A 25,131-nucleotide genomic window follows, 5' to 3' on the forward strand; every position below is an offset into this window, starting at 1 on the left:
AACCGCTCGCGCCGTCTCACTCATCGCTTCTCCCCACCCGCAGCACCGCCCCGAGACCTCTCCTCCGCCCGGCCCACGTCTCCAGCGCGACCGCGCCCAGGACCAGCGCCGCGCAGCCCGCCGCAAGGAGCGTGGTGAGGAGGGGGTCCGCGTGGGTGGCCGGGGCGCCGGGAGCGCCGGTGAACGTGCTGAGGTCCAGGGCCGGGCCGAGCAGCGCGGGCAGGGCCAGACCGAGAGCCGTGCCGCCCGCCACGGCCGCCACCACCATCGGCAGCAGCTGGAGCAGGTGCAGTGCCGCGGTCTGGCGGCTGTCGAGCCCCATGGTGCGCAGCCGCGCCGCGGTGCGCCCGCGGGCCGGTGCGGACAGGAGCAGTTCGAGGACCAGGGCGAGCAGGGCGAGGGCCACGGCCGGCGCGGTGGTCACGGTATGCGCGCGGGTCAGGCCGGACACGAGTTCGTCGTCCGCGACGCGCGCCAACTCCTCGTCCAGGATCCGCAGTTCACCGGTTGCCGCATCGGGCGCGGCGCGCGGGACCAGGGACCGCAGTGCGGCCGTGTCGAGCGCGTCGCCATAGAGCAGGAGCACGCTCCGGTCGTACGCGGCGGGCGGCAGCTCCCGCAACGCCCCCAGATCCGCGAGCAGTTCGATATCCGGCGCCTCGGGCCTGTCCAGCGGTCCGAGCGCCCGGTCGTCGGCGGCCGCGGCGGGCAGGGTGGCGGTGACGCGCAGCTTGAGCTGCTTCCCCGCGGCCTCCACGTCCAGGAGCTCGCCGACGCGCGGGCCGCCGCGCGCGAGCACCGGTACGGCCCCGTCCGCCGGCGGCAGCGCGGCCGTCGCCGCGGCGGCGGCGGAGCCGGGGTCGGCCTCGCGCAGCGCGCCGCTGTCCACGCCGATGAGGCGGGTCGCACCGTAGCCGTTGCCGTTCGCGCTGCGCGGGGTGATCCGCGCCTCGGCCACCCGCGCCGTCTTCCGCACCCCGCGTGCGTCCGCCAACTGCTTCGCGGCCTGCGGATACGTGTCCGCGCCGAGGAACGCGGCGTCCGCACCGGCTCGCCAGCGTGCCCCTTCGGCCCGCCCGTCGGTGAGCGTCCCGGCCACGAGCCCGCCGAACACCGCACCGCCCAGTGTGACCACGAGGACGAGCAGCGCGAGGGCCCGCGCGGGCGCCTCCTTCGCCGCGCGCAGCAGCGCGATCAGCGCCACCGCCCCCCGTCGCCGCGCCGTCCAGCGCGCGAGGAGCCGTACGGGCAGCGGATAGCAGCGGACCAGGACGACGACGGTGGCCAGGCCGAGCAGCGCGGGCACGGCCGCGAGCAGCGGGTCGGGCCCCGCCTCGGCCTTCGTCCCGCGCGAGCGCAGCGCCCACACCCCGGCGCCCGCAAGGAGCAGCAGCGCCGCCTCGGCGACGGCCCGCCGCCCCTTGCGGCCGGGCGCCGTCCCGCGCAGCAGTGCCCGGTCCCGTACCGCGAGGAAGGTCGCGAGCGGCAGGAGCAGCCAGCAGCCGAGCCCGGCGAGCAGTCCCCAGGTCACGGCGGTGCCCTCGCCGACGAGGCGCGCGGCGGCCAGTCCGGCCGCGAGGCCGAGCAGCGCACCGGGCGCGCCCTGACCGGCGCGGCCCGCCGCGAGCCCCAGGGCCGAGGCGCCGCGCGCCCGTTGGAGCCGGAGGACGTCGGTACGGCGGCGTACGGCGAGCAGTGCGGTGACGAGCGCGGCGGACAGGGCGACGACGGCGAGCGTCGCGAGCCCGAAGGCGACGACGGCCTGCCCCTGGGCCCAGTGCCGCCCGAACTCGTCCATGGCGTCGGGCAGAGTGGTGGCGGCGTCCATCGTGGTGGCCGGCTGGCGGCCGAGCTCGCAGGCGAGTCCGCCGAAGGTGCCCATGGGGCAGAACTCATCGATGGAACGCTCGGTCGTGGCGGTGAGCGCGGATTCCAGCTTCGCCCGCCCCTTCGCCCCGGCGTACTCGCGGGCCCGGTCATCGCTCAGGTGCAGCCGTACGTCCCATTGCGCGGTGAGCCGGACCCGGGCCTGGGCCTGGAGTTCGAGGATCGCGCCCGGCGCGGCGACGGCCATCGCGTCGTGGCCGCCGCCCTGGCGTGGTTGCGGACCGCCGAGCAGCGGCTCCTCGCGCCAGATGCGGGCGTCGCCCTTGGCGGTGAAGACCCCGACGACGACGGCGGACGCGTCGATGTCCCGGAGCCCGCCGGGGCCGAGGTCGAGCCGTTGGCCGAGCTTGAGTTCGAGGGCGTCGCGGGTCCGCGTGGACACCGCGATCTCGACGGTCCCGGCCCGCTCGCGCGGCGCGCGGCCCGCCACGTACCCGGCCTTGCGGGGTGCGTCGGTGGCGTACAGGAGGGAGAGGCGGCTGGGGCCCTCGTTGCCGAGGCCGACCCCGGGCAGCACCACGCGCGCCGAGTCCGCGCCTAACGCGCCCCGCAGCTCCTCGGAGACCGATCTCTCCAAGTTCTCGGCGGCCGCGGCCAGATCGTTCGCGAAATCGCGGCCCGGATCGTCGCCGGGGCGCGTCCAGACCTCGAAGTTCGAGGTGTACGTGACGCCGGGCACCCGCTCCTGCGCCTGCTCGAGCCGCGCGGCGAAGGCCTGGCCCGCGAGCCGGTCGAGCAGCGCGGGCGCGGCGGCGGCGATGGCGGTGAGGAGCGCGGTGAGCACGGCGAGACACACGAGCAACGGCAGTTCCCGCACGACGCCACGCACCCGCACGCCCCTGCGCCCGGCCGCCCCACGCCCACCGTCCGCCCCCGCACCGCCCTCGGTCACCGGCCGCCCGCGCCTCACCCGTCATCCCCCGCCCGCAGCCGCGCTCGCTGCCGCACCGCCCGGCGGCCTTCCGCGGCACCTCGCCGCACGGCCTTCGCACCGGCTTCAGATCGTGACCACGGAGGCATCGCAGCACCGTCCGAGCCTGTCCGCAGAGACCCCGCGCCCCCTACCGAGCCCGTCCGCAGGACCCCCGCAGCACCCCTGGTCACATGCCCCTTCGACGCCCAGGCTCCCGCCCTCCCCCGCCTCACCCGTCATCCCCCGCCCGCAGCACCCGCGCCAGATCCACCCGTCCGAGGTGCCGCGCCGCGAGCGTCACCATTGCGCAGATCAGCAGGGTGGTGGCCCCTGCCGTGAGCAGGACGCGGAGCCAGGGGACCTCCGTGGCGAGGTCCGGGTGGACCGGGTGGCCTGCGGCGTCCACCGTCACCACCGGCATGATCAGGGTCGCGAGCGCGGCGCCGAGCAGTGTCCCGAGGACGGCCGCCACGGCGGCGAGCGCGAGCAGTTCCGTCCAGAGGTACGCGGCGAGTTGGCGGCGCCGTACGCCGATCGCCCGCAGCAGCGCGAACTCCCGGCTGCGCGAGCGCGCCGCGAGCGCGGTGTGCAGCGTGAACGCCACCACCGCGAAGGGCGGCGCGAGCAGCAGGCACAGCGTGAGCGCCGACCGCGCCCCGCTGCGCAGCGGATCCGCGGCGAGCCGGGCCCGTTCCGTGGCCACGTCCCGCGCCGTGCCGAGCCGCCGGTCGTCGCGCAGCGCCCGCAGCGCGGGCCCCGTGTCACCGCCGTCGGCGCGCGCCCACCAGAAGGTCTCCGCCGCGGGGACGCCCCCGGAGCGCACCAACTGCCCGGCGAACGCACGGGAGTCCACGAGCAGCCGTGGCCGGTCGCGGCTCAGGTCCCCCGGCACGGCGTCGATCGTGCCGACGATCCGTAGCCGCGCCCCGCCGCCCTCGGACCGCCGCACGGTCACGGTGTCCCCCACCGAGGCGGCCCCGGAAGCGATCAGGGTGCGGTCGGCGAGCGCGGGCGAGGGCGCGACCTTCCCTGTGGGGTGGCGCAGACCGAGCCGGATGGACCGTACGGGAGCGGAGAGCGCGGTGTCGGGGCCGCGCAGGACCGCGTCGATCAGGAGCTTTTCGCGCGCGGGCTCCTGCGCGCAGAGCACGGGACCGGGCGCGTCACCGGGCCGGGCGCGCTCCTCGGCGCCCGGGCAGCCCGCCACGTGCAGATCGGGCGCAGGTGTGAACAGATCGCGCCAATTCCCGCCGGCGGACAGCGCGGAGGCCTCGTCGAGGACCACGCGATACGTACGGCGTACGGTCTCGTCCGGCATCGCGAAGCCGATCTGCACGAGCCGGCGGGCCCCGTCCGGCATGGCGATCCGCACCGTACGTGCCGCGCCCGCACGCAGGTCGGCGGCGCGTTCGTGGACGAGTCCGTCGCCGTCCTCGAAGTAGGCGGTCAGCCGGACCGGCCGGGGACGTCCCGGTCCGTCGGCGGTGAGCCGCGCCCGCAGCGTGAACAGCCCTCCGCCGAGCGCGAGACCGTGTTCGGGGACGCCTCCGGCGAGCAGTTCGCGCTCGTCCGCGCCGAGCCCGGGAACGGCGTCGGCGCCCGTGTGCAGCGCGGTCACCCCGACGGAGCTCTGGCCGATCATGGTGTCCGCCTCGGACACCGGGGTGACGCCACGCACCCCGGGCAACGCCTCGTACGCGCCCCGGCGTTGATCGCCCGCCATCCGGTCGGAGGGTTCGATCCGCAGGTCGGAGCCCACGTTGAAGGCGGACTGGTCGCGGTCGCCGCGGTCCAGCATCACCAGCGCGGACGAGCTCAGCGCGGCGACGGCGAGCGCAAGCGTGACGACCAGCGCGGGCCCCGCGTGCCCTGCGGCCCGCCGTCCCAGCTGCCAGCCGCCGAGCGGCAGGACGAACCCGGCGCCGCGCTGCGCGAGCGGGTCGAGGAGCCGCGCGGCGGGCGGCAGCAGCCGCAGGACGAGCAGCGCTGCCGCGGCGGTCATCAGGACGGGGGCGAGCACGAGCACCGGATCGAGCGCGGCGCCGTCGCCCACGGGCGACCGGTACTGGCGCAGCTGCAGCCAGCCCAGGACGGCGACGGCCGCGAGCACCACATCCGCACCGAACCGCTGCGCGGCCGCGAACCGCGCGGGCCGCCACCGCAGCCGGCTCACGGCCCGCCGGTCGCGTACGGAGCGGACCACGGGCACGAGGACGGCGGCCCCGTGCACCAGGACCGCGAGCAGCGCGGCGGTGACGCCCGCCGTGATCAGCGCCGTGCCGGGCGGCTCGCCCTCGACCAGGCCCGCGCGGTGCAGGAGCCGCAGCAGCGGCCCGGCCAGCAGGGGTGCGGCGGCCCCGGCGGGCAGTGCGATCACGGCCCACTGGGCGACGGCACCGAGGGCGAGGCGCCAGGTGCCGGCGCCGCGTGCGGCGAGCAGGGCGAGTTCGGCGCGCTGGTGCCCGGCGAGCTGGCGTCCGGTGAGCACGAGGGCGGCGAGGGCGAGGGCCGCGAGCAGGGACGCGGGGATGTAGAGACCGGCCCGGGACACGGCGATCGGGGTCTCCAGGCGCTGCAGCGCGACGCCGAGGTCCGCGTCGATGCGCAATTGGCGTCCGTCGGGCGGCGTCCTCCCGCCGAACAGGGACCGGGCGGGGTCGCTGCTGCGGAACGCGGCGACGCGCTCGCGCAGCGGCTCGATGTCGGAGAGCCGGAACCGTCCGGGGTCGGGCACGGCCAGCCACGAGCGCACGCTGTCCCCCGCGAGGTGCGGTGTGCCGGTGATCGTCCGCAGCGGGACCACGGCCAGGTCGTCCTGGGCGCCGAAGGTGCCGGTGAGGCTCTCCCAGAGCGCGACCGCTTCCGGCTCGGGCCGGTAGACGCCGGTGACGTGCACCGCGAGCCGCCGGCCGCCGGAGGCCAGGACGGTGATCCGCTCACCGGGCCCGACACCGAGGTCGGCGGCGAGTTCCTGCGGCAAGGCGGTCTCGACGCCTCCGTCCGTCCGCACCCGGGGCATCCGCCCGCGTACCGTCGTGGCGTGCTCCCGCACGTCCTCCAGGCCCACGAGCGCGAGCGTCACGTCGTCGCGCGGCTCCCCGCCCGCCTCGGTCACCGGCAGGGCCGTCGCGAGCTGCTCGGGGACGCGCAGGGCGTCGTACGTGCGCTGCGGTACGTCGCCGTAGGCGCGGGCCAGCGCCTCGCGCACCGCGGCGCCGGTGCGCGCGGACCCGGGCTCGTGGGGCCCGCTCACCGAGACGACGGCGCGCGGATCGACGGCGAGCCGCTCGCGTGCGGCGCCGAGTACGGCCTGTTCGGTCAGCGCGGCGAGGGCGGCGAGCACCGTCGCGGCGAGCAGCACGGCGAGGCCCGCGGCGCCGAGCACCAGGCCGTGGTGCCGCCCGCGGCGCACCACGGCAGGCGCCCGCATCCCCGTCCCCCGCACCGCTCACCCCCGTTTCGCGGGGCACAGTATGTGCACAGCGCGAAGCCGGACCGCAATGACCGCGCGCGATCAACTCCCGCGCTTCCGGCGCCGGTTGGCCGCCTGCGGAAGGAGCACGTACGACAGGGCGGCATACGTGAGGGCCGCACCCTCCGAAAGGATGCGGCCCTCACGTACGAAACCTCTGAAGCCTCAGCGGATCTCGCTGATCTCCGGTCCGCGCTGCAGCTGTCCCATGCCGCCCGAGAAACGGGACTCCGCCTGGGACTCCTCCTTGACGCCCTCGGGGACCATCTGCGCGTCCTCGGGGAGCTTCAGGACGATCGGGTCGCGCGGGGCCATCGGGCCGTCGCCGCGGACCACGACCGCGTCACGGAAGATCTGCTCAAGCAGACCCGCGCTCTGCGGCTGCACCGCGCCCTGGCCGGAGATGACACCCCGCAGGAACCAGCGCGGCCCGTCCACGCCCACGAAGCGCACGACCTGCATGCCGCCGGTGCCGTCGGGCAGCTGCACCGGAACCTGCGCGCGCAGCTCCCAGCCGAGCGGGCCCTCGACCTCGTCGATCACACCACCCTGCTGGGTGATGCCGGAGGCGATCTCCTCGCGGACCTCGCCCCAGATGCCCTCCTTCTTGGGGGCGGCGAAGGCCTGCAGCTGCACGGCGCTGTCCTGCAGCACCACGGTGGCGGCGACGATCGCGTCACCCGCGACCTCGACACGGAGCTCCATGCCCTCGACGCCGGGCACGAACAGACCGCCCAGGTCGACCCGGCCCTCGGCGGGCTTGCCGACCTCGGAGACGTCCCACGGCCCGTCGGGGCGCGGGGCCGGCGGAAGGTTCAGCCGCTGCGCCGCACCCTCCTCGCCGGGTTCCTGATCCACGTCCTCGACGACCTGCTCGGCCTCGCGTGCCGCATCGTCGGCGGCGTCCTTCTTACGACGTCCGAACACGTCACTGTCCTTCCCGGTCGGATACGACCGAAGCGTATCGATTCCCACCCGTTGGCCCGCCCGTCCCGGCGTCCACGGCTGCATGGCCGCCGGTGGACCCGAAGCCCCCCTCGGCCCGCGCCGATCCGGGAAGCTCCGCCACCTCGCGGAAGCGGACCTTCTCGACCTGCTGGACGACAAGTTGGGCGATCCGGTCGAAGCGCTCGAACCGCACGGTCTCGCGCGGATCGAGATTCACCACGATCACCTTGATCTCTCCACGGTACCCGGCATCCACCGTCCCCGGGGCATTCACCAGCGCTACACCGCAGCGTGCGGCAAGCCCCGAGCGAGGGTGCACGAAGGCCGCGTACCCGTCCGGGAGCGCGATAGCCACACCTGTGGGCAGTACGGTCCGTTCCCCGGGCGCGAGTTCACAGGCCTCGGTCGTGCGCAGATCCGCTCCGGCATCGCCCGGCATGGCGTACGCGGGGAGCGGGACCTCGGGGTCCACGCGCCGGATCTGCACGTCGAGGAGCGGACGGCTCACGGGTTCACCTCGAAGGCGCGCGCCCGGCGGATCTGGTCCGGGTCGCTCATCGCGGCGTTGATCTCCTCGGGGCGGCCGTTGTCGATGAAGTGATCGACCTTGACCTCGATGAACAGCGCGTCGGCGCGCACCGCCACCTCGCCCTCGGGCCCGCCGATGCGTCCGACGGCCGAGGAGTAGATCTTCCGTCCGGCGACCGCCGTGACCTCGGCCTCCAGGTGCAGCACGGTGTCGACGGGCACGGGCCGTACGAAGTCCGTCTCCAGGCGGCCGGTGACGGCGATGACGCGCAGCAGCCAGTTCAGGGAGCCGAGCGTCTCGTCGAGCGCGGTGGCGAGCACGCCGCCGTGCGCGAGACCGGGGGCGCCCTGGTGCTCGGGCTTGACGGTGAACTCGGCGGTGATCGCGACGCCTTCGGCCGCCCGCGCCTGCAGATGCAGTCCGTGCGGCTGTGCGTCACCGCAGCCGAAGCAGTGCGCGTAGTGCGCGCCGAGCAGTTCGCCGGGGGCCGGGGCGTCGGGGTGCCGCACCGGAGCCGTGGCGTCGGCCGGGGGCGTCAACGATGGTGTTCGTCCACTCACAGGCGCAGACCTTACCCGCGCAACCTGGTGCCCTGAGCACCGTGCCAAGCTTGACCTCATGCAGCACGCGACCGAAACGTACGACGAACGCCTCACCGCCCCCCGTTCCTGGTGGGTGATCGCCGGGCTCGTGGGCGTCTCCTGCGCCCTGATGCTGCTGCCGCTCGGCACGCTGCCGCTGCTCGGCGGTCTGATCGGCGGCACGGCGCTCGCGTCCGTCCTGGTCAGCTCGTACGGCTCGGCGCGCGTCCGGGTCGTGGCCGGCTCCCTGGTCGCGGGTCAGGCCCGCATCCCGCTGACGGCGCTCGGCACGCCCGAGATCCTTGACGCGGAGGAGGCGAGGGCCTGGCGCACGCACAAGGCGGACCCGCGCGCCTTCATGCTCCTGCGCAGCTACGTCCCTACGGCGGTCCGCATCCCGATCACGGACCCGACGGACCCGACGCCTTACGCGTACGTGTCCACGCGGGCACCGGAGCGTCTGGTGGCGGCGCTGGGGCGCTAGCCCTCGGCCACGGCCCCTCCGGGCTCGGTCACCGCCGGCCGCCGCTCAGCCTTCGAGTGCGGAGCGCCCCGGCCCCGCCAGCGGGTTCAGCGGATCCACGGGGTTCTCCGGGCGTTCGAGCGCCGGCAGCGACTCCAGCTCGTCCCAGGCCACTTGGTGCCGCCGCAGATCCGCGCGCACCTTCTCCGCGAGCTTCTTCGTATCGCGCCGGTTCATCACCGCGCCCACGGCCGCGCCGACCATGAACGGCATCAGGTTCGGCAGGTTCCGCACCATGCGCTTCATGATCTGCTGGCGCAGCTCGCGCTTCATCTGCCCGCCGAGCGCCGCGTTTATCGTCTGCGGCTTCGCCACGTCGATGCCGCGCTCCTCCGTCCAGGACGTCAGATACGAGGTCGAGCGGGACTTGAGGTTGCCGGGCGGGCGCAGCCCGTACACCTCGTGCAGCTCGGCGATCAGCTTCAGCTCGATCGCGGCCACACCGGTGATCTCCGCGGCCATCTCGGCCGGCATCGCGGGCGGCACCGGCAGCATCGCCGCGGCGCCCACACCGGCGCCCACGGTCGAGCTCGCGTTGGCCGCGCCGGCGACAAGTTTGTCGGCGAGCTGCTCGGGGCCCAGGCCCGGGAACTGCCGCCGCAGGGTGGCCAGATCGCGGACGGGAACGCGCGGCGCGTTCTCCATCACGCGGTCGGCGAGATAGCCGATACCGGCCTTCGCGCCTTCCTGGCCCTTGCGCACGCTCTGCCTGACCTTGTCGATCCGGCGCGCACGGGCCATGCCCGGTACGCCGCCGTCCGTGGTCGAGAGCTCTGCGCCCGCGGTGCGACCCGCGGGCGCGGGGGCCGCGCCGGCATCCGTGGTTTCGAGCGAGGCCCCAGGGCCTCGCCCGTCGTCACGTGTGCCGTCGAGCGGTGCGGGCGTCTGCGAGCCGCCCGCCTGCCACTCCTCCGGCTTGCGCCGCCGCAGCAGCCGCTTCCTCGGCGGGGTCGAACCCTTCACGGCCGACCCACGCCTCAGTCGCAGTCGCGGCAGATCGGCTGGCCGTTCTTCTCTCGTGCCAGCTGACTGCGGTGGTGGACCAGGAAGCAGCTCATGCAGGTGAACTCGTCCGCCTGCTTGGGCATGACCCGGACGGCAAGCTCCTCGTTGGAGAGGTCTGCTCCGGGCAGCTCCAGGCCTTCTGCCGCCTCGAACTCGTCTACATCGACGGCCGAGGTCGACTTGTCGTTCCGCCGGGCCTTCAGCTCTTCGATGCTGTCCGACTCGACGTCGTCATCGGTCTTGCGTGGGGTGTCGTAATCCGTTGCCATGTCGCTCTCCCCCTCTGGGTGTCTGCGGTGTCTCCAGCGCACGTAACGCGTGAGAGGCCGGACTTGTGCCCGACCCGAGGCGGAGATTTTGCCTCACATCAAGGTCTGTTACTCAATCGACACCCAACCGCACCCCTCGAAGAGGCGCGGCTGGGATCGCGATCGGGACCGTACACGGTCCTTCGATCGCAGTTCACGGGCGCCACCCCGTGTACTTCCCGTGATCAAGACCCCCGAAAACCCGGACTTTTCCCGGCTTTCCGGCTGCCCTTCCGATCACGGAGAGTAGATGGCCGAAAATTCGCCCCTGTGATCGATTCCACACGGATCTCCCGGGAGCAGGTCCCGAAAATTCCGCTAAAAGCGAACATCGGCGCGCAGTCGCGACAGCATCTCAGATGGGCAGGGTGACTCGCATCACGAGACCACCCCCCTCACGCGGCTCGGCGATGATACGGCCCCCGTGAGCCCGCGCCACCGACTGCACGATCGACAGTCCGAGGCCCACGCCCTTGTCGCTCCCCGTCCTCTCCGTACGGAGACGCCGGAAGGGCTCGAAGAGGTTGTCCACCTCGTACGCCGGCACCACCGGGCCCGTATTGGAGACCACGAGCACCGCCTGGCCGTCCTTCACCTCGGTGGTGACCTGCACCCAGCCGTCGGCCGGGAGGTTGTAGCGCACGGCGTTCTGGACGAGGTTCAGGGCGATCCGCTCCAGGAGCACGCCATTGCCCTGGACGACGGCGAGACCGCGCTCTCCGCGGATCTCCACGCCCTTCTCCTCGGCCTCCGGCCGCACCTGGTCGAGCGCGCGCGAGGCGACCTCGGCGAGGTCCACGGGCTTGCGCTCGACGATCTGGTTGTCGCTGCGGGCCAGCAGGAGCAGGCCCTCGACCAGCTCCTCGCTGCGCTTGTTCGTGGACAGGAGCGTCTTGCCGAGCTGCTGGAACTCCGGCGGCGCGCCCGGGTCCGAGAGGTGCACCTCGAGGAGCGTGCGGTTGATCGCCAGCGGCGTACGCAGCTCGTGCGAAGCGTTGGCGACGAACCGCTGCTGGGCCGTGAAGGCGCGCTCCAGACGGTCCAGCATCTCGTCGAAGGTGTCCGAGAGCTCCTTCAACTCGTCGTCCGGACCGTCCAGTTCGATCCGCCGGGTCAGATCCGAGCCGGCCACCTGGCGGGCGGTCCGGGTGATCCGGCCGAGCGGGGACAGGACACGTCCCGCCATCGCGTAGCCGAAGCCGAACGCGATGACGCTGAGGCCCAGGAGGGCGAGCAAGGAGCGGCTGAGGAGGTCGTCGAGGGCCTTCTGGCGCTGGTGGTCGACGCAGACGCGCGCGGCCTGGTTGAAGGCGTCGACGCTGCTGAACTCCCGTCCGCTGAGTGCGGGACAGGAGCTGGAGTCGATCTTGACGTCGCCGCTGACGATGCGGAACGGCATCTCATTACCCACATGCACGGCCTGCGCGGCCAGCAAGTAGATGATCGAGAGCAGCAGGATTCCCGCGATCAGGAACATCCCGCCGTACAGCAGGGTGAGCCTTATGCGGATGGTCGGACGCAGCCACGGGAAGGGCGGCTCCGTCTTGTGGGGGTCCCACGTCGGTTTGGGCGGCGCCGATGGCGGCGCCGGGGTGGCGGCCACCGGCGGCTCAGATCCGGTAGCCGGAACCGGGGACCGTGACGATCACCGGAGGCTCGCCGAGCTTGCGGCGCAGGGTCATGACGGTCACGCGGACCACGTTCGTGAACGGGTCGGTGTTCTCGTCCCAGGCCTTCTCCAGAAGCTGCTCCGCGGAGACCACGGCGCCCTCGGAGCGCAGCAGCACCTCCAGGACGGCGAACTCCTTCGGGGCGAGCTGGATCTCGTTGCCGTCGCGGAAGACCTCGCGGCGGTTCGGGTCCAGCTTGATGCCGGCCCGCTCCAGGACGGGCGGCAGCGCGACGGTGGTGCGCCGGCCGAGCGCGCGCACGCGCGCGGTCAGCTCGGTGAACGCGAAGGGCTTCGGCAGGTAGTCGTCCGCGCCGAGCTCCAGGCCCTCGACACGGTCGCTGACGTCACCGGAGGCGGTGAGCATCAGGACGCGCGTGGGCATCCCGAGCTCGACGATCTTCCGGCAGACGTCGTCGCCGTGGACGACGGGGAGGTCGCGGTCGAGTACGACGACGTCGTAGTCGTTGACACCGATGCGCTCCAGGGCCGCGCCGCCGTCGTACACGACGTCCACGGCCATGGCCTCGCGGCGCAGCCCGGTGGCCACGGCATCGGCGAGCAGCTGCTCGTCCTCGACGACGAGTACGCGCACGTCGCTGTCCCTTCTGTGAGCCCGGTGAGCGGGCTGGATCGTGTGATGCCCGCTGGTGCAGTGGGCCGCGTCACCGACCGTCCGGGCGCGCGAGCGACAGGTTCCGGTCACATGGTGATGTCTCCATCCTGCCCCTTTGGCCCGTAAACCGGCTGTAAGACGGCTGCCGTCCCTGCTCGGGGGCGTGCGGGGCGCGCGGGGTGCCCGGTGGTGCCCGGGGCAATTACCGACGCCCGTACGGGAATCAGGAGATCTGTCCGCGGGTTGAGGTTTCCGCGACAGGAACCCAGGGGAGGACGGCCTTACATCCGCGATCACTCTTTGCAAGTGGCACGCCACGAACCGCATACGCCGAGCGGCACCCGGTCCGCATCGGTGGCGGCAAGAGACGTGATCGCCCCTTCCCGAGGGCACACCCCCGTGCCACCGACACTCGACCCACGACGAGGGGGCGCACCATGGACGCATTCACCGCAGGGCTTCTGCAGCGCATAAAGGCCACGGAGTCCGACCTCACACAGGCGCGCGAGGACGGCGACGACTTCCTGGCGGAAGTGGAGCAGGCCGAGCTAGACGATCTTCATCGCCTCGCTGCCGAGCACGGGGTACAGGTCGCCTAGCGCGATCCGTACCGCCGGTTCCATGTGAAGACGTGAGGGGCCCACCGCACTCCATGCGGTGGGCCCCTTCGCGTGCCGTCGGGCGGGGTCTCAGTCGTGCCAGGCGCCGAGCCGGTCCAGCTGCTCCCTGAGCGTCTCGAAGAGGCCGGGCGGGGCCGCGAGGAGCAGCTCGCCGGAGGCCTCCGCGCCCAGGCGGCCGCCCACGAGCGCGCCGGCCTCGCGGGCGATCAGGTCGCCGGCGGCGAAGTCCCAGGGGTTCAGGCCGCGTTCGTAGTACGCGTCGAGGCGGCCCGCCGCGACATCGCACAGGTCGATGGCCGCGGAGCCGCCGCGGCGGATGTCGCGGACCTGCGGGATCAGCTCGCGGACCACGTCGGCCTGCTTGATCCGGCGTTCCTCGAGGTAGCCGAAGCCGGTGCCGAGCAGGGCGAGGGCGAGCTCCGGCGCGGGGTTGACGCCCAGGCGCCGCTCCCCCAGGTGGGCGCCGCCGCCGAGGACGGCGTGGAACGTCTCGTCCTGCATCGGCACGTGGACGACGCCGGCGACCGTCTCGCCGTCCTTGCGGGCCGCGATGGAGACGCACCAGGCGGGGCGTCCGTACAGGTAGTTGACGGTGCCGTCGATCGGGTCGATGACCCACTCGACGCCGCTGGTGCCCTCGCGGCTGGCGCCCTCCTCGCCGAGGAAGCCGTCGTCGGGACGGTGTTCGGCGAGGAAGCCGGTGATCAGCTTCTCGGAGGCGATGTCCATCTCGGTGACGACATCGACCGCGCTGGTCTTGGTGGCGGCCACGCCGAGGTCGGCGGGCCGGCCCTCGCGCAGGAAGACACCGGCCTTGTGGGCGGCTTCGAGGGCCAGGTCGAGGAGGGCCTGGGAACTGGTCACTGCACGTTCCTTACACGTAGGGGCTGTCGGCGCCCGCGGCCGCCGGCTTCGGTGCGCGGGCCGGGCAGCAGCCCACCGGGCACAGGTCGTGGCCCGCGCCCAGGGCGCCGAGCACGCAGGGCGTGACGGCCTCGCCGCGCTCCGATCCGGCGCGCTCCAGGACCAGGTCGCGGACGGCGGCGGCGAACCTCGGGTCCGCGCCGACCGTGGCCGAACGGGCCACGGGCAGGCCCAGCCCGGCGGCCTTCGCGGTGGCCTCGGTGTCGAGGTCGTAGAGGACCTCCATGTGGTCCGAGACGAACCCGATCGGGACCATCACGACGGCGGGCACGCCCGCGCCGTGCCGCTCCTCCAGGTGATCACAGATGTCGGGCTCCAGCCACGGGATGTGCGGGGCGCCGGAACGCGACTGGTAGACGAGCTGCCACGGCCGCTCGACGCCCGTCTCCTCCCGCACGGCCTCGGCGATCAGCCGCGCGACGTCGAGGTGCTCCCGTACGTACGCGCCTCCCTCGCCGTGGCCCTCGGCGGGACCCGAGGTGTCGGCGGCCGCGTCCGGGATGGAGTGCGTGGTGAACGCGAGGTGGGCGCCTTCGCGCACACCCTCCGGGAGCTCGGCGAGCGACTTCAGGACGCCGTCGATCATGGGGCGCACGAAACCGGGGTGGTTGAAGTACTGCCGCAGCTTGTCGATCCGCGGCAGCGGAAGTCCCTCGGACTCCAGGGCGGCCAGGGCGTCCGCGAGGTTCTCGCGGTATTGGCGGCAGCCCGAGTACGACGTGTACGCGCTGGTGGTGAGGACCAGGATGCGGCGGTGGCCGTCGGTGACCATCTCGCGGAGCACGTCCGTCAGGTACGGCGCCCAGTTGCGGTTGCCCCAGTAGACCGGCAGATCGAGGCCGTGCTCCGCGAAGTCCTTGCGGAGGGCGTCGAGCAGCGCGCGGTTCTGGTCGTTGATGGGGCTCTTGCCGCCGAACAGGAAGTAGTGCTGCCCCACTTCCTTCAGCCGCTCCTTCGGGATGCCGCGCCCCTTCGTCACGTTCTCCAGGAACGGGACCACGTCGTCGGGTCCTTCGGGGCCGCCGAAGGAGAGCAGCAGCAGGGCGTCGTACGGGCGGGGGTCGGGCGCGTGGGACATGTTCCCGATCCTAGGTCGTCCGTCCGGCGGTGAAATCGGCGCGCGCTCTGCGATCCCCCGGCCGTAAGCTGTAAGCACCCGTCACACGCCTTACCGGAGCACTCCTTGGCCAGCCCCTACCGCGAGATATTCACGCCGCCCGGGACCTTGTCGTTCTCGGCGGCAGGACTGATCGGGCGGCTGCCGCTGGCCATGATGAGCATCGGTGTCGTCACGATGATCTCCGAGCTCACCGGGCGGTACGGACTCGCCGGCGCGCTCTCCGCGACGCTCGCGCTCTCCGCCGCCGTGCTCGGCCCGCAGATCTCACGGCTCGTGGACCGCTACGGGCAGGCACGCGTCCTGCGCCCGGCCACGCTCGTCTCGCTCACCGCCGTCACCGCGCTGCTGCTCGCGGCGAAGTTCGAGGCACCGGACTGGACGCTCTTCCTGTGTGCCGCGCTGGTCGGTTTCGTGCCGTCGCTCGGCTCGATGGTGCGCTCGCGCTGGGCGGACGTGTACCGCGACGACCGGCGGCGGCTGCACACCGCGTACTCCTTCGAATCCGTCGTCGACGAGATCTGCTTCATCTTCGGGCCGATCATCTCGATCGGTCTGTCCACGGTCTGGTTCCCCGAGGCGGGCCCGCTGCTCGCCGGTGTCTTCCTGGCGATCGGCACCTTCTGGCTGACCGCGCAGCACGCCACCGAACCGGTCCCGCATCCGCGCGAGCACCACACCGGCGGCAGCGCCCTGCGCTCCAAGGGACTTCAGGTCCTGATGGCCACCTTCGTGGCGACCGGTGCGGTCTTCGGCGCGGTCGACGTCGTCACCGTCGCGTTCGCCGAGCACGAGGGCGCCAAGGAGGCCGCAAGCCTGGTGCTCGCGGTGTACGCGGCCGGTTCCTGTCTGGCCGGTGTCGTCTTCGGACTCATGCACTTCAAGGGCCCGGCCGCCAAGCGGTGGCTCGTGGGCGTGTGTGCGATGGGCGTGAGTATGATCCCCCTCCTACTGGTCGGGAACTTGCTGTCCCTGGCCGTGGCGCTGTTTGTCGCGGGCCTCTCCATCGCGCCGACGATGATCACGACGATGGCCCTCGTCGAGCAGCACGTACCCCGGGCGAAGCTGACCGAGGGCATGACGTGGACCTCCACGGGCCTCGCGGTCGGTATCGCTCTCGGTTCGTCGGCGGCCGGCTGGGTCATCGACGCGGTCGGCGCGGACCGGGCGTACGTGGTGCCCGCGGTCGCGGGCGGTGTCGCGGTCGTGATCGGGTTCCTCGGCTACCGCCGGCTGACCAGGCCGGTTCCGCAGCGGGGAGGACCTGATGGGTACGACGAGCACGGCGAGCGGCGCGACGGCGTCCGGGACAACGTGGCGTAACTGGGCGGGCAACGTCACCGCGCGGCCCGCGCAGGAGGTCACGCCCGCCTCGGTCGAGGAGCTCGCCGCGGCGGTCCGCCGTGCGGCCTCGGAGGGCCGCCGGATCAAGCCCGTCGGCACCGGCCACTCCTTCACCTCGGCGGCGGCGACCGACGGCCTGCTGATCCGGCCCGACCTCCTGACGGGGATACGCAGCCTCGACCGCGAGGCCGGCACGGTCACCGTCGAGGCCGGCACCCCGCTCAAGCGCCTCAATCTCGCGCTCGCCCGCGAGGGCCTCTCGCTCACGAACATGGGCGACATCATGGAGCAGACGGTCGCGGGCGCCACCAGCACCGGCACCCACGGCACCGGGCGCGACTCGGCCTCGATCTCCGCGCAGATCAAGGGCCTTGAGATCGTCACGGCCGACGGCTCGGTCCTGAACTGCTCCGAGAAGGAGAACCCGGAGGTCTTCGCGGCGGCCCGGATCGGGCTCGGCGCACTCGGTGTGATCAGCGCGATCACCTTCGCCGTGGAGCCGGTCTTCCTGCTCACCGCGCGCGAGGAGCCGATGAGCTTCGACCGGGTCACGTCCGAATTCGACGCCCTGCACGCCGAGAACGAGCACTTCGAGTTCTACTGGTTCCCGCACACGGGCAACTGCAACACCAAGCGCAACAACCGCAGCGCAGGCCCCGAGCAGCCGGTGGGCAAGGTGAGCGGCTTCTTCGAGGACGAGCTGCTCTCCAACGGGCTGTTCCAGGTGGTCAATTCCCTGGGCCGCGCGGTGCCGGGGACGATCCCCACGATCGCGAAGATCTCCAGCAAGGCGCTCTCCGCCCGTACGTACACCGACATCCCCTACAAGGTCTTCACTTCTCCGCGCCGCGTGCGCTTCGTGGAGATGGAGTACGCGGTGCCGCGCGAGGAGCTCGTCGACGCGCTGCGTGAGCTGCGGGACATGGTCGACCGCTCGAACCTGCGGATCAGTTTCCCCGTCGAGGTACGGACGGCTCCCGCCGACGACATCGCGCTCTCCACGGCCTCGGGCCGCGAGAGCGCGTACATCGCGGTGCACATGTACAAGGGCACGCCCTACCAGGCGTACTTCACCGCCGCCGAGCGGATCTTCACCGCGCACGGCGGGCGGCCGCACTGGGGCAAGGTGCACACGCGGGACGCCGAGTACTTCGCCTCGGTCTACCCGCGCTTCGGCGAGTTCACCGCCCTGCGCGACCGCCTCGACCCGGACCGGGTCTTCGGCAACGACTACCTGCGGCGGGTCCTGGGCGACTGAGTCACGGCGTTCCTGCCCGGACTGCCGCCCCGCCACGGCTCATCCGGCCACGGCGCCGTCCCGCGGGTCCTGCGTCTGCGGGTCCCCTGTGGGGTCGTCCTGCGTGGGTGTGGGAGTCGGGGTGGGGGTCGGAGTGGGTGTCGGGGTCGGGGTGGGCGTCGGCTTGCCACCGTCGCCGGAGTCGCCGCCGTCGCTCCCGTCGTCGCCCGTGCCGTCCTCGTCCGGGGCGGTGGTGCCGGGGTCCTGTGTCGCGGTGTCCTGACCGTCGCGGCCGCCGGTGGACGGGTCCTCCTGCGGGGACGAGGGGGTGTCCGTCGGGGTGCGGTGGTCGCCGCCGCCGCTGCCGCCGGTGAACACGCTGGTCAGCGTCGACCCGTCGGTCCCGGAGAGGTTCTCGCCGGCCACGGCCTCGTACACCGTGATACCGCCCATCGTCACACCGAAGACGGCGGCGGCCGCGATGAGCGGCCGCTTCCAGCTGCGGATCCGCTTGCCCTGCACGCCCGAGTCGCTGTAGCCGCTCTGCGCGCCGGCGGTGAGCGGTTCGCCGTACGGTCCGACGGCCGTGCCGAGCATGCGGGTGGGACGGTCCTGCGCGTCGGCGCGGGGCAGGAGCCGGGTCTCGTCGGCATCCCGTGCGGCGCTCGCGGTGCCCAACACCTGGGTGGCGTCGAGGGACTTGAGCAGCATCGTCCGCTCGGCGTCGGCGGTGGTGGCCGCCTGGTCCGTGGACGGAGCCCGCACCGGTGTCCGACGGCCGCGGGCCGGCTTCGCCTTCTCCGCGGCCTCCTTGACCTGCTCCCCCGTACGCCGGAAGAAGTGCTGCAGGACCGAGCCTCCGCAGGTGGCGATGACGCTCATGACACCGGCACCCAGGATCGTGCCGTACACCCCGAAACTTGACGCCATCTTCGCGGCGACGACCGCCGCGAGCGCACCTCCGGCCACCTGCGGCACGTTGAGGTCGATGCGCTTCTTCTTCGGTTCTGCCCCGGTTTCCGGCTGCTGCGCCATCCCCGTCCCTTGAGTTGCGACTCATCCGAGTCTTCCGACTGCTACCCAGAAGGGACTTATGGGCGAAGCGGATAGTTCCGTTTCCGGAGTTTCTGTGAAGCAGCACACCCCTGTAAGCAGGGGATATGGGTGCGGCAGGGGTCAACTCCCTTGCCGCGGGACAACTTCGGCGGCGCGGCGGTCCACTCACGTGGCCCGAATGGAGTACTGTTGCGAGCCCTGGGTTCGGACTCCCGCCTGGGTACCCAGGGGCCCGTGAGGGACCTTCGGGAGGGGGATCGCTGCACAGGGTGACCATTGTGGGCAACTTCGGTCACTTTGCGTGGCGAATAGGTAACCGTGCCATAACGGCGATCAAGGACCCATGCCCGACACGCCGGGCAACTCGGCAAGGTTGTGGCAGGCTGCACCCGGGCAGGCCACACTCGACTAGCGGAAGCAGCGACGTACGTGACGTCGGCAGGCACCACCCGGGAGGTCCCCATGCCCGAACTGCGTGTCGTGGCCGTCTCCAATGACGGCACACGGCTGGTGCTGAAGGCTGCGGACTCAACGGAGTACACCCTTCCGATCGACGAACGCCTGCGCGCCGCCGTGCGCGGCGACCGGCCACGCCTCGGCCAGATCGAGATCGAGGTCGAGTCGCATCTGCGCCCCCGGGACATCCAGGCGCGTATACGTGCGGGTGCGACCGCGGAAGAGGTCGCCCAGCTCGCGGGCATTCCGGTCGATCGCGTACGCCGCTTCGAGGGTCCCGTGCTCGCGGAGCGCGCCTTCATGGCCGAGCGTGCCCGGAAGACTCCCGTCCGCCGCCCCGGTGAGAACGCAGGACCCCAGCTCGGCGAGGCTGTCCAGGAGCGGCTGCTCCTGCGCGGCGTCGAGAAGGACACCGTCCAGTGGGACTCGTGGCGTCGTGACGACGGCACGTGGGAAGTGCTGCTCGTGTACCGGGTCGCGGGTGAGCCGCACTCGGCGAGCTGGACATATGACCCTCCGCGGCGGCTCGTGGCGGCCGTCGACGACGAGGCGCGCTCGCTGATCGGCGAGTCCGACGACATCGCGGCGCCCGAGCCGAGCTTCCCGTTCGTGCCGCGGATCGCGCGGCTGCCGCGGGACCGGCCTCTCGACCGTGCGCTCGACCGGCAGTTGGAGCGGCCACAGATCCCGGCGCCCGCGCCGGAGCCGGTGGAGGAGTCCACGGGCTCCTCCGAGCGGGACTCGCTCACGAGTCTCCTGGAGGCGGTGCCGAGTTTCCGTGGCGACCTGGTGGTGCCGGAGCGGCCGTCCGCGGCCGCTCCTCCCGCGCCGCCCGCTCCCCCGGAGCGGCTGGCCGAGGAGCCGCCTGTCGCCGAGCCCGAGGTCGAGGAGCCGCCCGCTCCTGCGGCGTCGGCGGGGTCCGCGTATGCGGATGTTCTGATGCCGCGGTCGGTGGCCGGGCACCGTGACCGGCTGGTCGGTACGACGGACCGGCAGGCCGAGGCGGACGGGGTGCGGCCCGGGCGACGGGCTGCGGTCCCCAGCTGGGACGAGATCGTGTTCGGCACGCGCCGCAAGAAGAAGGATTGAGTGTTCCGCTTGTCCGAGAGGGCCGCACCGGGATCGGTGCGGCCCTCTCGGCATGCTGCGGGGCCCTGCCTACGGATTCGGGCCCGTGGCCACGGGGCGGGACTCGTCCGCGGACCACTCCGACCACGAACCCACGTACAGCTCCGCCTCTATGCCTGCCACCGCGAGGGCGAGGACCTCGTGGGCGCCGGAGACGCCCGAGCCGCAGTAGACGCCCACGCGGGACACGGCGGACGTGCCCAAGGCGTCGAAGCGCTCGGTCAGTTGAGCGGCGGGAAGGAAGCGGCCGTCCGGGGTCACGTTCTCCGTGGTCGGCGCCGAGACCGCGCCCGGGATGTGGCCGCCGACGCGGTCGATGGGCTCGACCTCGCCCCGGTAGCGCTCGCCCGCGCGGGCGTCCAGGAGGAGCCCCTCGCGGGCCAGGACGGCGGCGTCGTCCGCGGTGAGGGCGGGGATCGAGTCCGGGCGGGGGACGAAGTCGCCGGGTTCCACGGACTCCGTGCCCGTGGCCGACTCGCCCGACCACGCCGCCAGACCGCCGTCGAGCACGCGTACCGACGGGTGTCCGGCCCACCGCAGCAGCCACCAGGCACGGGCCGCGGCCCAGCCCTGGCCGCCGTCGTACACCACGACGGGACGGTCCGCGCGGACGCCCGCCGCGCGCATCGCCGCACCGAAGACGTCCAGGTCGGGCAGGGGGTGGCGGCCGCCCGTACCCGCCGGTCCGGCAAGGGCTGTGTCCAGGTCGACGTAGACGGCGCCGGGGATGTGGCCGGCCTCGTACGCGGCCCGCCCGTCGAAGGGCGGCTGACCGGCCGCCGTGGCCAAGGTGAGCTGCCAGCGGACGTCGAGCAGGACCGGAGGGTTCGGGCCCTTCGACTCGCTCGCCAGTTCGGCAGCGGAGATGATGGCATTCATGGGCACATCCTTGCCTAAAAGCTTCCCGCCCTGGGAAGGGGCCAATAGCCTGCATCGCCGGACCACCTGCACCGCTGGACAGCCCTGCACTGCCGGACCGCCCGTCGAGCGACGGGTCTCCGTCATGCGACGGGTCGCGGCCCCTAGGGCCTGTCCGGCGGATCATGCCGCCGTCGGGCTGCAGCGCCTTGAACGGAGTGGTGAGGGGCGGTCTGGTGCGTCCAGGTGCAAGGCGGAGGAGGGAGTCGACGCGGAGCGTCGGCGAGTGACGACAACGCAGCAGATGGGCGTGCCAGACCGGCCCGTCCCAGGCATGATCCGCCGGACAGGCCCTAGGAGAGAGTCACGATGACCGAGTCAGCAGCTCGGCACACGCCCGGCACGCCCTGCTGGGTGAGCCTGATGGTGCACGGACTGGCCGGTACGCAGAAGTTCTACGGCGCGCTGTTCGGCTGGGAGTTCCGGCCCGGGCCGCGGCAGCTGGGACCGTATGTGCGCGCGGTCCTCGACGGGCACGACGTCGCCGGGATCGGGGTCATGCCGCACGACCGGCATCTGCCGGTCGCCTGGACCCCGTATCTGGCCTCCGACGACGTGGACGCGACGGCCGACACGATCCGGCACTGCGGCGGCACGATCGGCGTGGGACCGCTCGACGCGGAACGCGCCGGGCGGCTGCTGATCGCGTCGGACCCCGCGGGTGCCGTGTTCGGGGTGTGGCAGGGCGGTGAGCACAGCGGCGCCGGCGGCGTGGGCGTGCCGGGCACACCCGTGTGGAACGAGCTGGTCACGCAGGACACGTCCTCGGTCGCGAAGTTCTACCAGACCGTCTTCGGGTACACCGAGGAGCCCGTGGTCTCGGCCGACTTCGACTATCTCTCGCTCTCCGCCGCCGGCCGCCAGGTCGCCGCGATCCATGGCGTCGGCCATGGGCTGCCGCGGGACCGCGGGGCGCACTGGACCACGTTCTTCGAGGTGGAGAACGTGGACGAGACGGTGGATCGGGTGGGTGAGCTGGGCGGTCACGTCCTGCGCGGCCCGTACGACAGCGGGCACGGGCGGATGGCGTCGGTGGCGGATCCCGAAGGGGCGACGTTCAACGTCGTGCGGAGTGCGGACGCGTAGACGCGGCAGCGTGTGACGGAGCGACACGGCAGTGCGGACCCACGTGCGGGGTCCCTTGCACTGGCCTAAAGTCGCAATCCGTACCAAAACGCACGTGCTGTCCGCAGGAGGCACCGTATGCCGGAGCCGAAACGCCGCCGCCTGAGCCGCCGCACCTCCAGGGTCCTGCTCGGCACGGGCGCCGTGCTCGTGCTCGGGGCGACCAACGCGCCCGCCGTCTACGATTTCGCCTCCTCCCGCTACCACTCGTATGAGATCGGCCGGCCCGGGTACAAGGCCGAGCGGGGACAGTGGAGCCTCGTGGACGTGCCGAAGGAGTACCGGATCAACACGATCCACGCGGCGCTCCTGCACACCGGCAAGGTGCTGCTCGTGGCGGGCTCGGGCAACGACGCCAAGCAGTTCGACGCGAAGACCTTCCGTTCGGTCCTGTGGGATCCGGCGGAGAACACGTTCAAGAACATCCCCACGCCCGCCGACCTGTTCTGCGCGGGCCACACCCAACTCCCGGACGGCAGGCTCCTGGTGGCGGGGGGTACACAGCGGTACGAGACGCTGGAGGGCGATGTCGAGAAGGCCGGCGGCCTGATGATCGTCCACAACGAGGACCCGGACGCGCCGAAGACCCTGCCGAAGGGCACCCGTTTCACCGGCCGTGAGAGCGGCAAGACCTTCGCGTCGCACGCGAACATCGTCGTCCCGCGGGCCAAGAAGAAGACCGACCCGGTGACGGGTGAGGCCGAGGTGACCGTGTCCACCGCGCGCGTGTACGTCGAGGCGCTGGAAAAAGGGGCGGAGCACCAGACCGGGACGCAGGACCAGTACGCGGTCGAGGGGCTCGTAGGCGACGAGAAGGAGAACATCTACGGGATCGCGCAGAAGCTGTCGTTCGACAAGAAGGACTTCCAGGGGATCAAGGACACCTTCGAGTTCGACCCGGTGGCCGAGAAGTACGTGCAGGTCGACCCGATGCACGAGGCCCGCTGGTATCCGACGCTGACCACACTGGAGGACGGCAAGGTGCTCTCGGTGTCCGGGCTCGACGAGATCGGGCAGGTCGTACCGGGCAAGAACGAGATCTACGACTCCCGTACGAAGGACTGGGAGTTCCTGCCGGAGTCGCGGTTCTTCCCCACGTATCCCGCGCTCTTCCTCGCCTCCGACGGGCGGATCTTCTACACCGGCTCCAATGCGGGCTACGGGCCCGACGACGAGGGACGCGAGCCGGGGATCTGGGATCTGGACAGCAACGCGTTCACGAAGGTCCCGGGGATCAGCGATCCGCAGCTCCTCGAAACCTCGATGTCCGTCCTTCTCCCGCCCGCGCAGGAACAGCGCTACATGGTGCTCGGCGGGGGCGGGGTCGGTGAGTCTCCGAAGTCGACGGACCGGACGCGGCTGGTGGACCTCACGGAGGACGAGCCGCGGTTCCGCGACGGGCCGCGGCTGTACGAGAAGGCGCGCTATCCGAGCAGTGTGGTGCTGCCCGACGACACCGTCCTGACGACGAACGGCTCCGGGGACTACCGCGGGAAGTCCGACAGCAACGTCCTGAAGGCGTCGCTCTACGACCCGCGGACGAACGAGTTCAAGCCGGCCGCGGACCCGCTGGTGGGCCGCAACTACCACTCCGGCGGACTGCTGCTGCCCGACGGGCGCGTGATGACCTTCGGCTCGGACTCGCTCTTCTCGGACAAGGCCAACTCGAAGAAGGCGACGTTCGAGCAGAGCCTGGAGCTGTACACCCCTCCGTACCTCCACCAGGGCGGCGCCCGCCCGGTGCTGCGGGACCCGGAGGGCGCCCGGCGGACCGTGAAGCTCGGTGCGACGGTGGCGTACGACAGTGACGATCCGCGGGCGATCGAGCGGATGCGGCTGATCAGACCGGGCTCGTTCACGCACGTCACGAACGTCGAACAGCGTTCCATCGCCGTGGACTTCGAGCGGACGGAGACGGGTGTGGAAGTGACGCTCCCGGAGAATCCGGCCCTGGTGCCGCCCGGCTGGTACATGCTGACGGCGGTCGACGGGCGCGGGGTGCCGTCGGAGGCGGTGTGGCTGCATGTGCCGGTCGCGGCGGACGCGCCGGCGCATGAGACGACGGAGGAGGATCCGGAGCCGGCGCTGGACTAGCGCCGGCTCGTGGTCCCCTGCCATCGCTCAGCCCCAGGCCCCGGCGATCTGGCGGGTCGTGGCGTTGAGGCGGTTGAACAGGTTCGTGACGCCGATCATCATGATGATCGCGGCGAGCTGCTTCTCGTCGAAGTACGCGGCCGCCTCGTCCCAGATCTCGTCGGCGACCGCGTCCGGGCGGTCCGCGAGGCGTGTTGCGGACTCGGCGAGGGCGAGGGCGGCGCGCTCCTCGTCCGAGAAGTAGGGGGCCTCGCGCCAGGCGACGACGGTGGCGAGCTGCTCGTCGCTGACGCCGGCCTTGCGGGCGGTCTTGGTGCCGCCGTCGACGCAGGCGCTGCAGCCGTTGATCTGGCTGGCCCGCAGGTGCACGAGCTCCAGGATGTGGGCGTCGACTCCGCCGGAGTGCACGGCCTTGAACAGGCCCTGGATGGACTCCATGGAACCGGGGAGCAGGGCGGCGGGGTTCTGCATACGAGACTGCATGGTGTTCTCCTCCAAGTGGGCCGGTCTCCCGGTCTTTCGTTGTCCCCCGCTGTCGTCGGGGTGTGACTCCATAACAGCCCGGGTGGGGGTGGCCCGGCGATGGGCGTGGGACAGCGTGGGACAGGAACAACGGGCCTGGACAGGGGAGTTGGCGGCGGGAAAACTTCCTGTGGGGCGG

General features: G+C 72.4%; 21 protein-coding genes. 7 read left to right on the plus strand and 14 right to left on the minus strand.

The genetic code is table 11. The features are described 5' to 3' along the window. Positions 1 to 16 precede the first annotated feature (16 nt). From ACIBI4_RS24745 to ACIBI4_RS24765, 5 genes are all read right to left on the minus strand, one after another. On the minus strand, positions 17 to 2,716 hold the full coding sequence (locus ACIBI4_RS24745; RefSeq protein WP_399206206.1) for a hypothetical protein: 2,700 nt from the start codon (positions 2,714 to 2,716) through the stop codon (positions 17 to 19). 313 nt (positions 2,717 to 3,029) lie between these two features. Next, positions 3,030 to 6,230, minus strand: a complete 3,201-nt coding sequence (locus tag ACIBI4_RS24750; protein ID WP_399206207.1) for an FtsX-like permease family protein — start codon at positions 6,228 to 6,230, stop codon at positions 3,030 to 3,032. 207 nt (positions 6,231 to 6,437) lie between these two features. Then, positions 6,438 to 7,199 carry a DUF3710 domain-containing protein gene (locus ACIBI4_RS24755; protein WP_399206208.1) on the minus strand — a complete coding sequence of 254 codons (762 nt, stop codon included), beginning with the start codon at positions 7,197 to 7,199 and terminating at the stop codon, positions 6,438 to 6,440. 1 nt (position 7,200) lies between these two features. Beyond that, the gene (gene dut / locus ACIBI4_RS24760; RefSeq protein ID WP_399206209.1) at positions 7,201 to 7,728 is read right to left on the minus strand and encodes a dUTP diphosphatase; all 528 of its coding nucleotides are present in this window, start codon (positions 7,726 to 7,728) and stop codon (positions 7,201 to 7,203) included. Then, positions 7,725 to 8,309: a PaaI family thioesterase gene (locus tag ACIBI4_RS24765; protein WP_399206210.1), complete on the minus strand. Its 585-nt coding sequence runs from the start codon at positions 8,307 to 8,309 to the stop codon at positions 7,725 to 7,727. The genes dut and ACIBI4_RS24765 overlap by 4 nt, the downstream gene beginning before the upstream one ends. A 58-nt stretch (positions 8,310 to 8,367) precedes the next feature. Here ACIBI4_RS24765 and ACIBI4_RS24770 point away from each other — a divergent pair, with 58 nt between their 5' ends. Further along, positions 8,368 to 8,814 (plus strand): DUF3093 domain-containing protein, encoded by a 447-nt coding sequence (locus ACIBI4_RS24770; RefSeq protein ID WP_399206211.1) that lies wholly within the window; start codon positions 8,368 to 8,370, stop codon positions 8,812 to 8,814. 45 nt (positions 8,815 to 8,859) lie between these two features. Here ACIBI4_RS24770 and ACIBI4_RS24775 read toward each other — a convergent pair whose 3' ends face one another. The 4 genes from ACIBI4_RS24775 to ACIBI4_RS24790 form a co-directional block, all read right to left on the minus strand. After that, the gene (locus ACIBI4_RS24775; RefSeq protein WP_399206212.1) at positions 8,860 to 9,816 is read right to left on the minus strand and encodes a hypothetical protein; all 957 of its coding nucleotides are present in this window, start codon (positions 9,814 to 9,816) and stop codon (positions 8,860 to 8,862) included. 14 nt (positions 9,817 to 9,830) lie between these two features. After that, entirely contained in the window at positions 9,831 to 10,127 is a 297-nt protein-coding gene (locus tag ACIBI4_RS24780; RefSeq protein WP_093611216.1) for a DUF4193 domain-containing protein, read from the minus strand. 394 nt (positions 10,128 to 10,521) lie between these two features. After that, positions 10,522 to 11,769, minus strand: a complete 1,248-nt coding sequence (locus tag ACIBI4_RS24785; RefSeq protein WP_399206213.1) for a sensor histidine kinase — start codon at positions 11,767 to 11,769, stop codon at positions 10,522 to 10,524. A 7-nt stretch (positions 11,770 to 11,776) separates the two neighbouring features. Beyond that, positions 11,777 to 12,430 (minus strand): response regulator transcription factor, encoded by a 654-nt coding sequence (locus tag ACIBI4_RS24790; RefSeq protein WP_052575660.1) that lies wholly within the window; start codon positions 12,428 to 12,430, stop codon positions 11,777 to 11,779. Between the two features lie 458 nt (positions 12,431 to 12,888). Between ACIBI4_RS24790 and ACIBI4_RS24795 the strand changes: the two genes are divergently transcribed. Further along, positions 12,889 to 13,050, plus strand: coding sequence for a hypothetical protein (locus tag ACIBI4_RS24795; protein WP_162929413.1), 162 nt, complete (start codon positions 12,889 to 12,891; stop codon positions 13,048 to 13,050). 90 nt (positions 13,051 to 13,140) lie between these two features. On the opposite strand, the gene ACIBI4_RS24800 is transcribed toward ACIBI4_RS24795, so the two are convergent. Next, complete coding sequence (locus tag ACIBI4_RS24800; protein ID WP_399206214.1) at positions 13,141 to 13,935, minus strand: inositol monophosphatase family protein; 795 nt, start codon at positions 13,933 to 13,935, stop codon at positions 13,141 to 13,143. A gap of 10 nt (positions 13,936 to 13,945) precedes the next feature. Next, positions 13,946 to 15,073 (minus strand): ferrochelatase, encoded by a 1,128-nt coding sequence (locus ACIBI4_RS24805; RefSeq protein WP_399206215.1) that lies wholly within the window; start codon positions 15,071 to 15,073, stop codon positions 13,946 to 13,948. Between the two features lie 105 nt (positions 15,074 to 15,178). Here ACIBI4_RS24805 and ACIBI4_RS24810 point away from each other — a divergent pair, with 105 nt between their 5' ends. Together ACIBI4_RS24810 and ACIBI4_RS24815 are read left to right on the plus strand one after the other, a co-directional pair. After that, positions 15,179 to 16,435, plus strand: coding sequence for an MFS transporter (locus ACIBI4_RS24810; protein ID WP_399206216.1), 1,257 nt, complete (start codon positions 15,179 to 15,181; stop codon positions 16,433 to 16,435). Then, positions 16,380 to 17,714, plus strand: a complete 1,335-nt coding sequence (locus tag ACIBI4_RS24815; RefSeq protein ID WP_399206217.1) for a D-arabinono-1,4-lactone oxidase — start codon at positions 16,380 to 16,382, stop codon at positions 17,712 to 17,714. The genes ACIBI4_RS24810 and ACIBI4_RS24815 overlap by 56 nt, the downstream gene beginning before the upstream one ends. Positions 17,715 to 17,753: 39 nt before the next feature. Here ACIBI4_RS24815 and ACIBI4_RS24820 read toward each other — a convergent pair whose 3' ends face one another. Beyond that, positions 17,754 to 18,728: a hypothetical protein gene (locus ACIBI4_RS24820; protein ID WP_399206218.1), complete on the minus strand. Its 975-nt coding sequence runs from the start codon at positions 18,726 to 18,728 to the stop codon at positions 17,754 to 17,756. A 483-nt stretch (positions 18,729 to 19,211) separates the two neighbouring features. Between ACIBI4_RS24820 and sepH the strand changes: the two genes are divergently transcribed. Then, the gene (gene sepH / locus ACIBI4_RS24825) at positions 19,212 to 20,294 is read left to right on the plus strand and encodes a septation protein SepH (protein WP_399206219.1); all 1,083 of its coding nucleotides are present in this window, start codon (positions 19,212 to 19,214) and stop codon (positions 20,292 to 20,294) included. A gap of 69 nt (positions 20,295 to 20,363) precedes the next feature. Here sepH and ACIBI4_RS24830 read toward each other — a convergent pair whose 3' ends face one another. Next, positions 20,364 to 21,212, minus strand: coding sequence for a sulfurtransferase (locus ACIBI4_RS24830; RefSeq protein WP_399206220.1), 849 nt, complete (start codon positions 21,210 to 21,212; stop codon positions 20,364 to 20,366). Between the two features lie 348 nt (positions 21,213 to 21,560). Between ACIBI4_RS24830 and ACIBI4_RS24835 the strand changes: the two genes are divergently transcribed. Continuing rightward, entirely contained in the window at positions 21,561 to 22,337 is a 777-nt protein-coding gene (locus ACIBI4_RS24835) for a VOC family protein (RefSeq protein WP_399206221.1), read from the plus strand. A 117-nt stretch (positions 22,338 to 22,454) separates the two neighbouring features. Beyond that, positions 22,455 to 24,470 (plus strand): galactose oxidase-like domain-containing protein, encoded by a 2,016-nt coding sequence (locus tag ACIBI4_RS24840; RefSeq protein WP_399206222.1) that lies wholly within the window; start codon positions 22,455 to 22,457, stop codon positions 24,468 to 24,470. A gap of 27 nt (positions 24,471 to 24,497) precedes the next feature. Here ACIBI4_RS24840 and ACIBI4_RS24845 read toward each other — a convergent pair whose 3' ends face one another. Beyond that, on the minus strand, positions 24,498 to 24,953 hold the full coding sequence (locus tag ACIBI4_RS24845) for a carboxymuconolactone decarboxylase family protein (protein WP_399206223.1): 456 nt from the start codon (positions 24,951 to 24,953) through the stop codon (positions 24,498 to 24,500). Between the last annotated feature and the right edge of the window lie 178 nt (positions 24,954 to 25,131).

It is taken from the genome of Streptomyces sp. NPDC050418, from assembly GCF_044458745.1.
GTDB lineage: Bacteria > Actinomycetota > Actinomycetes > Streptomycetales > Streptomycetaceae > Streptomyces.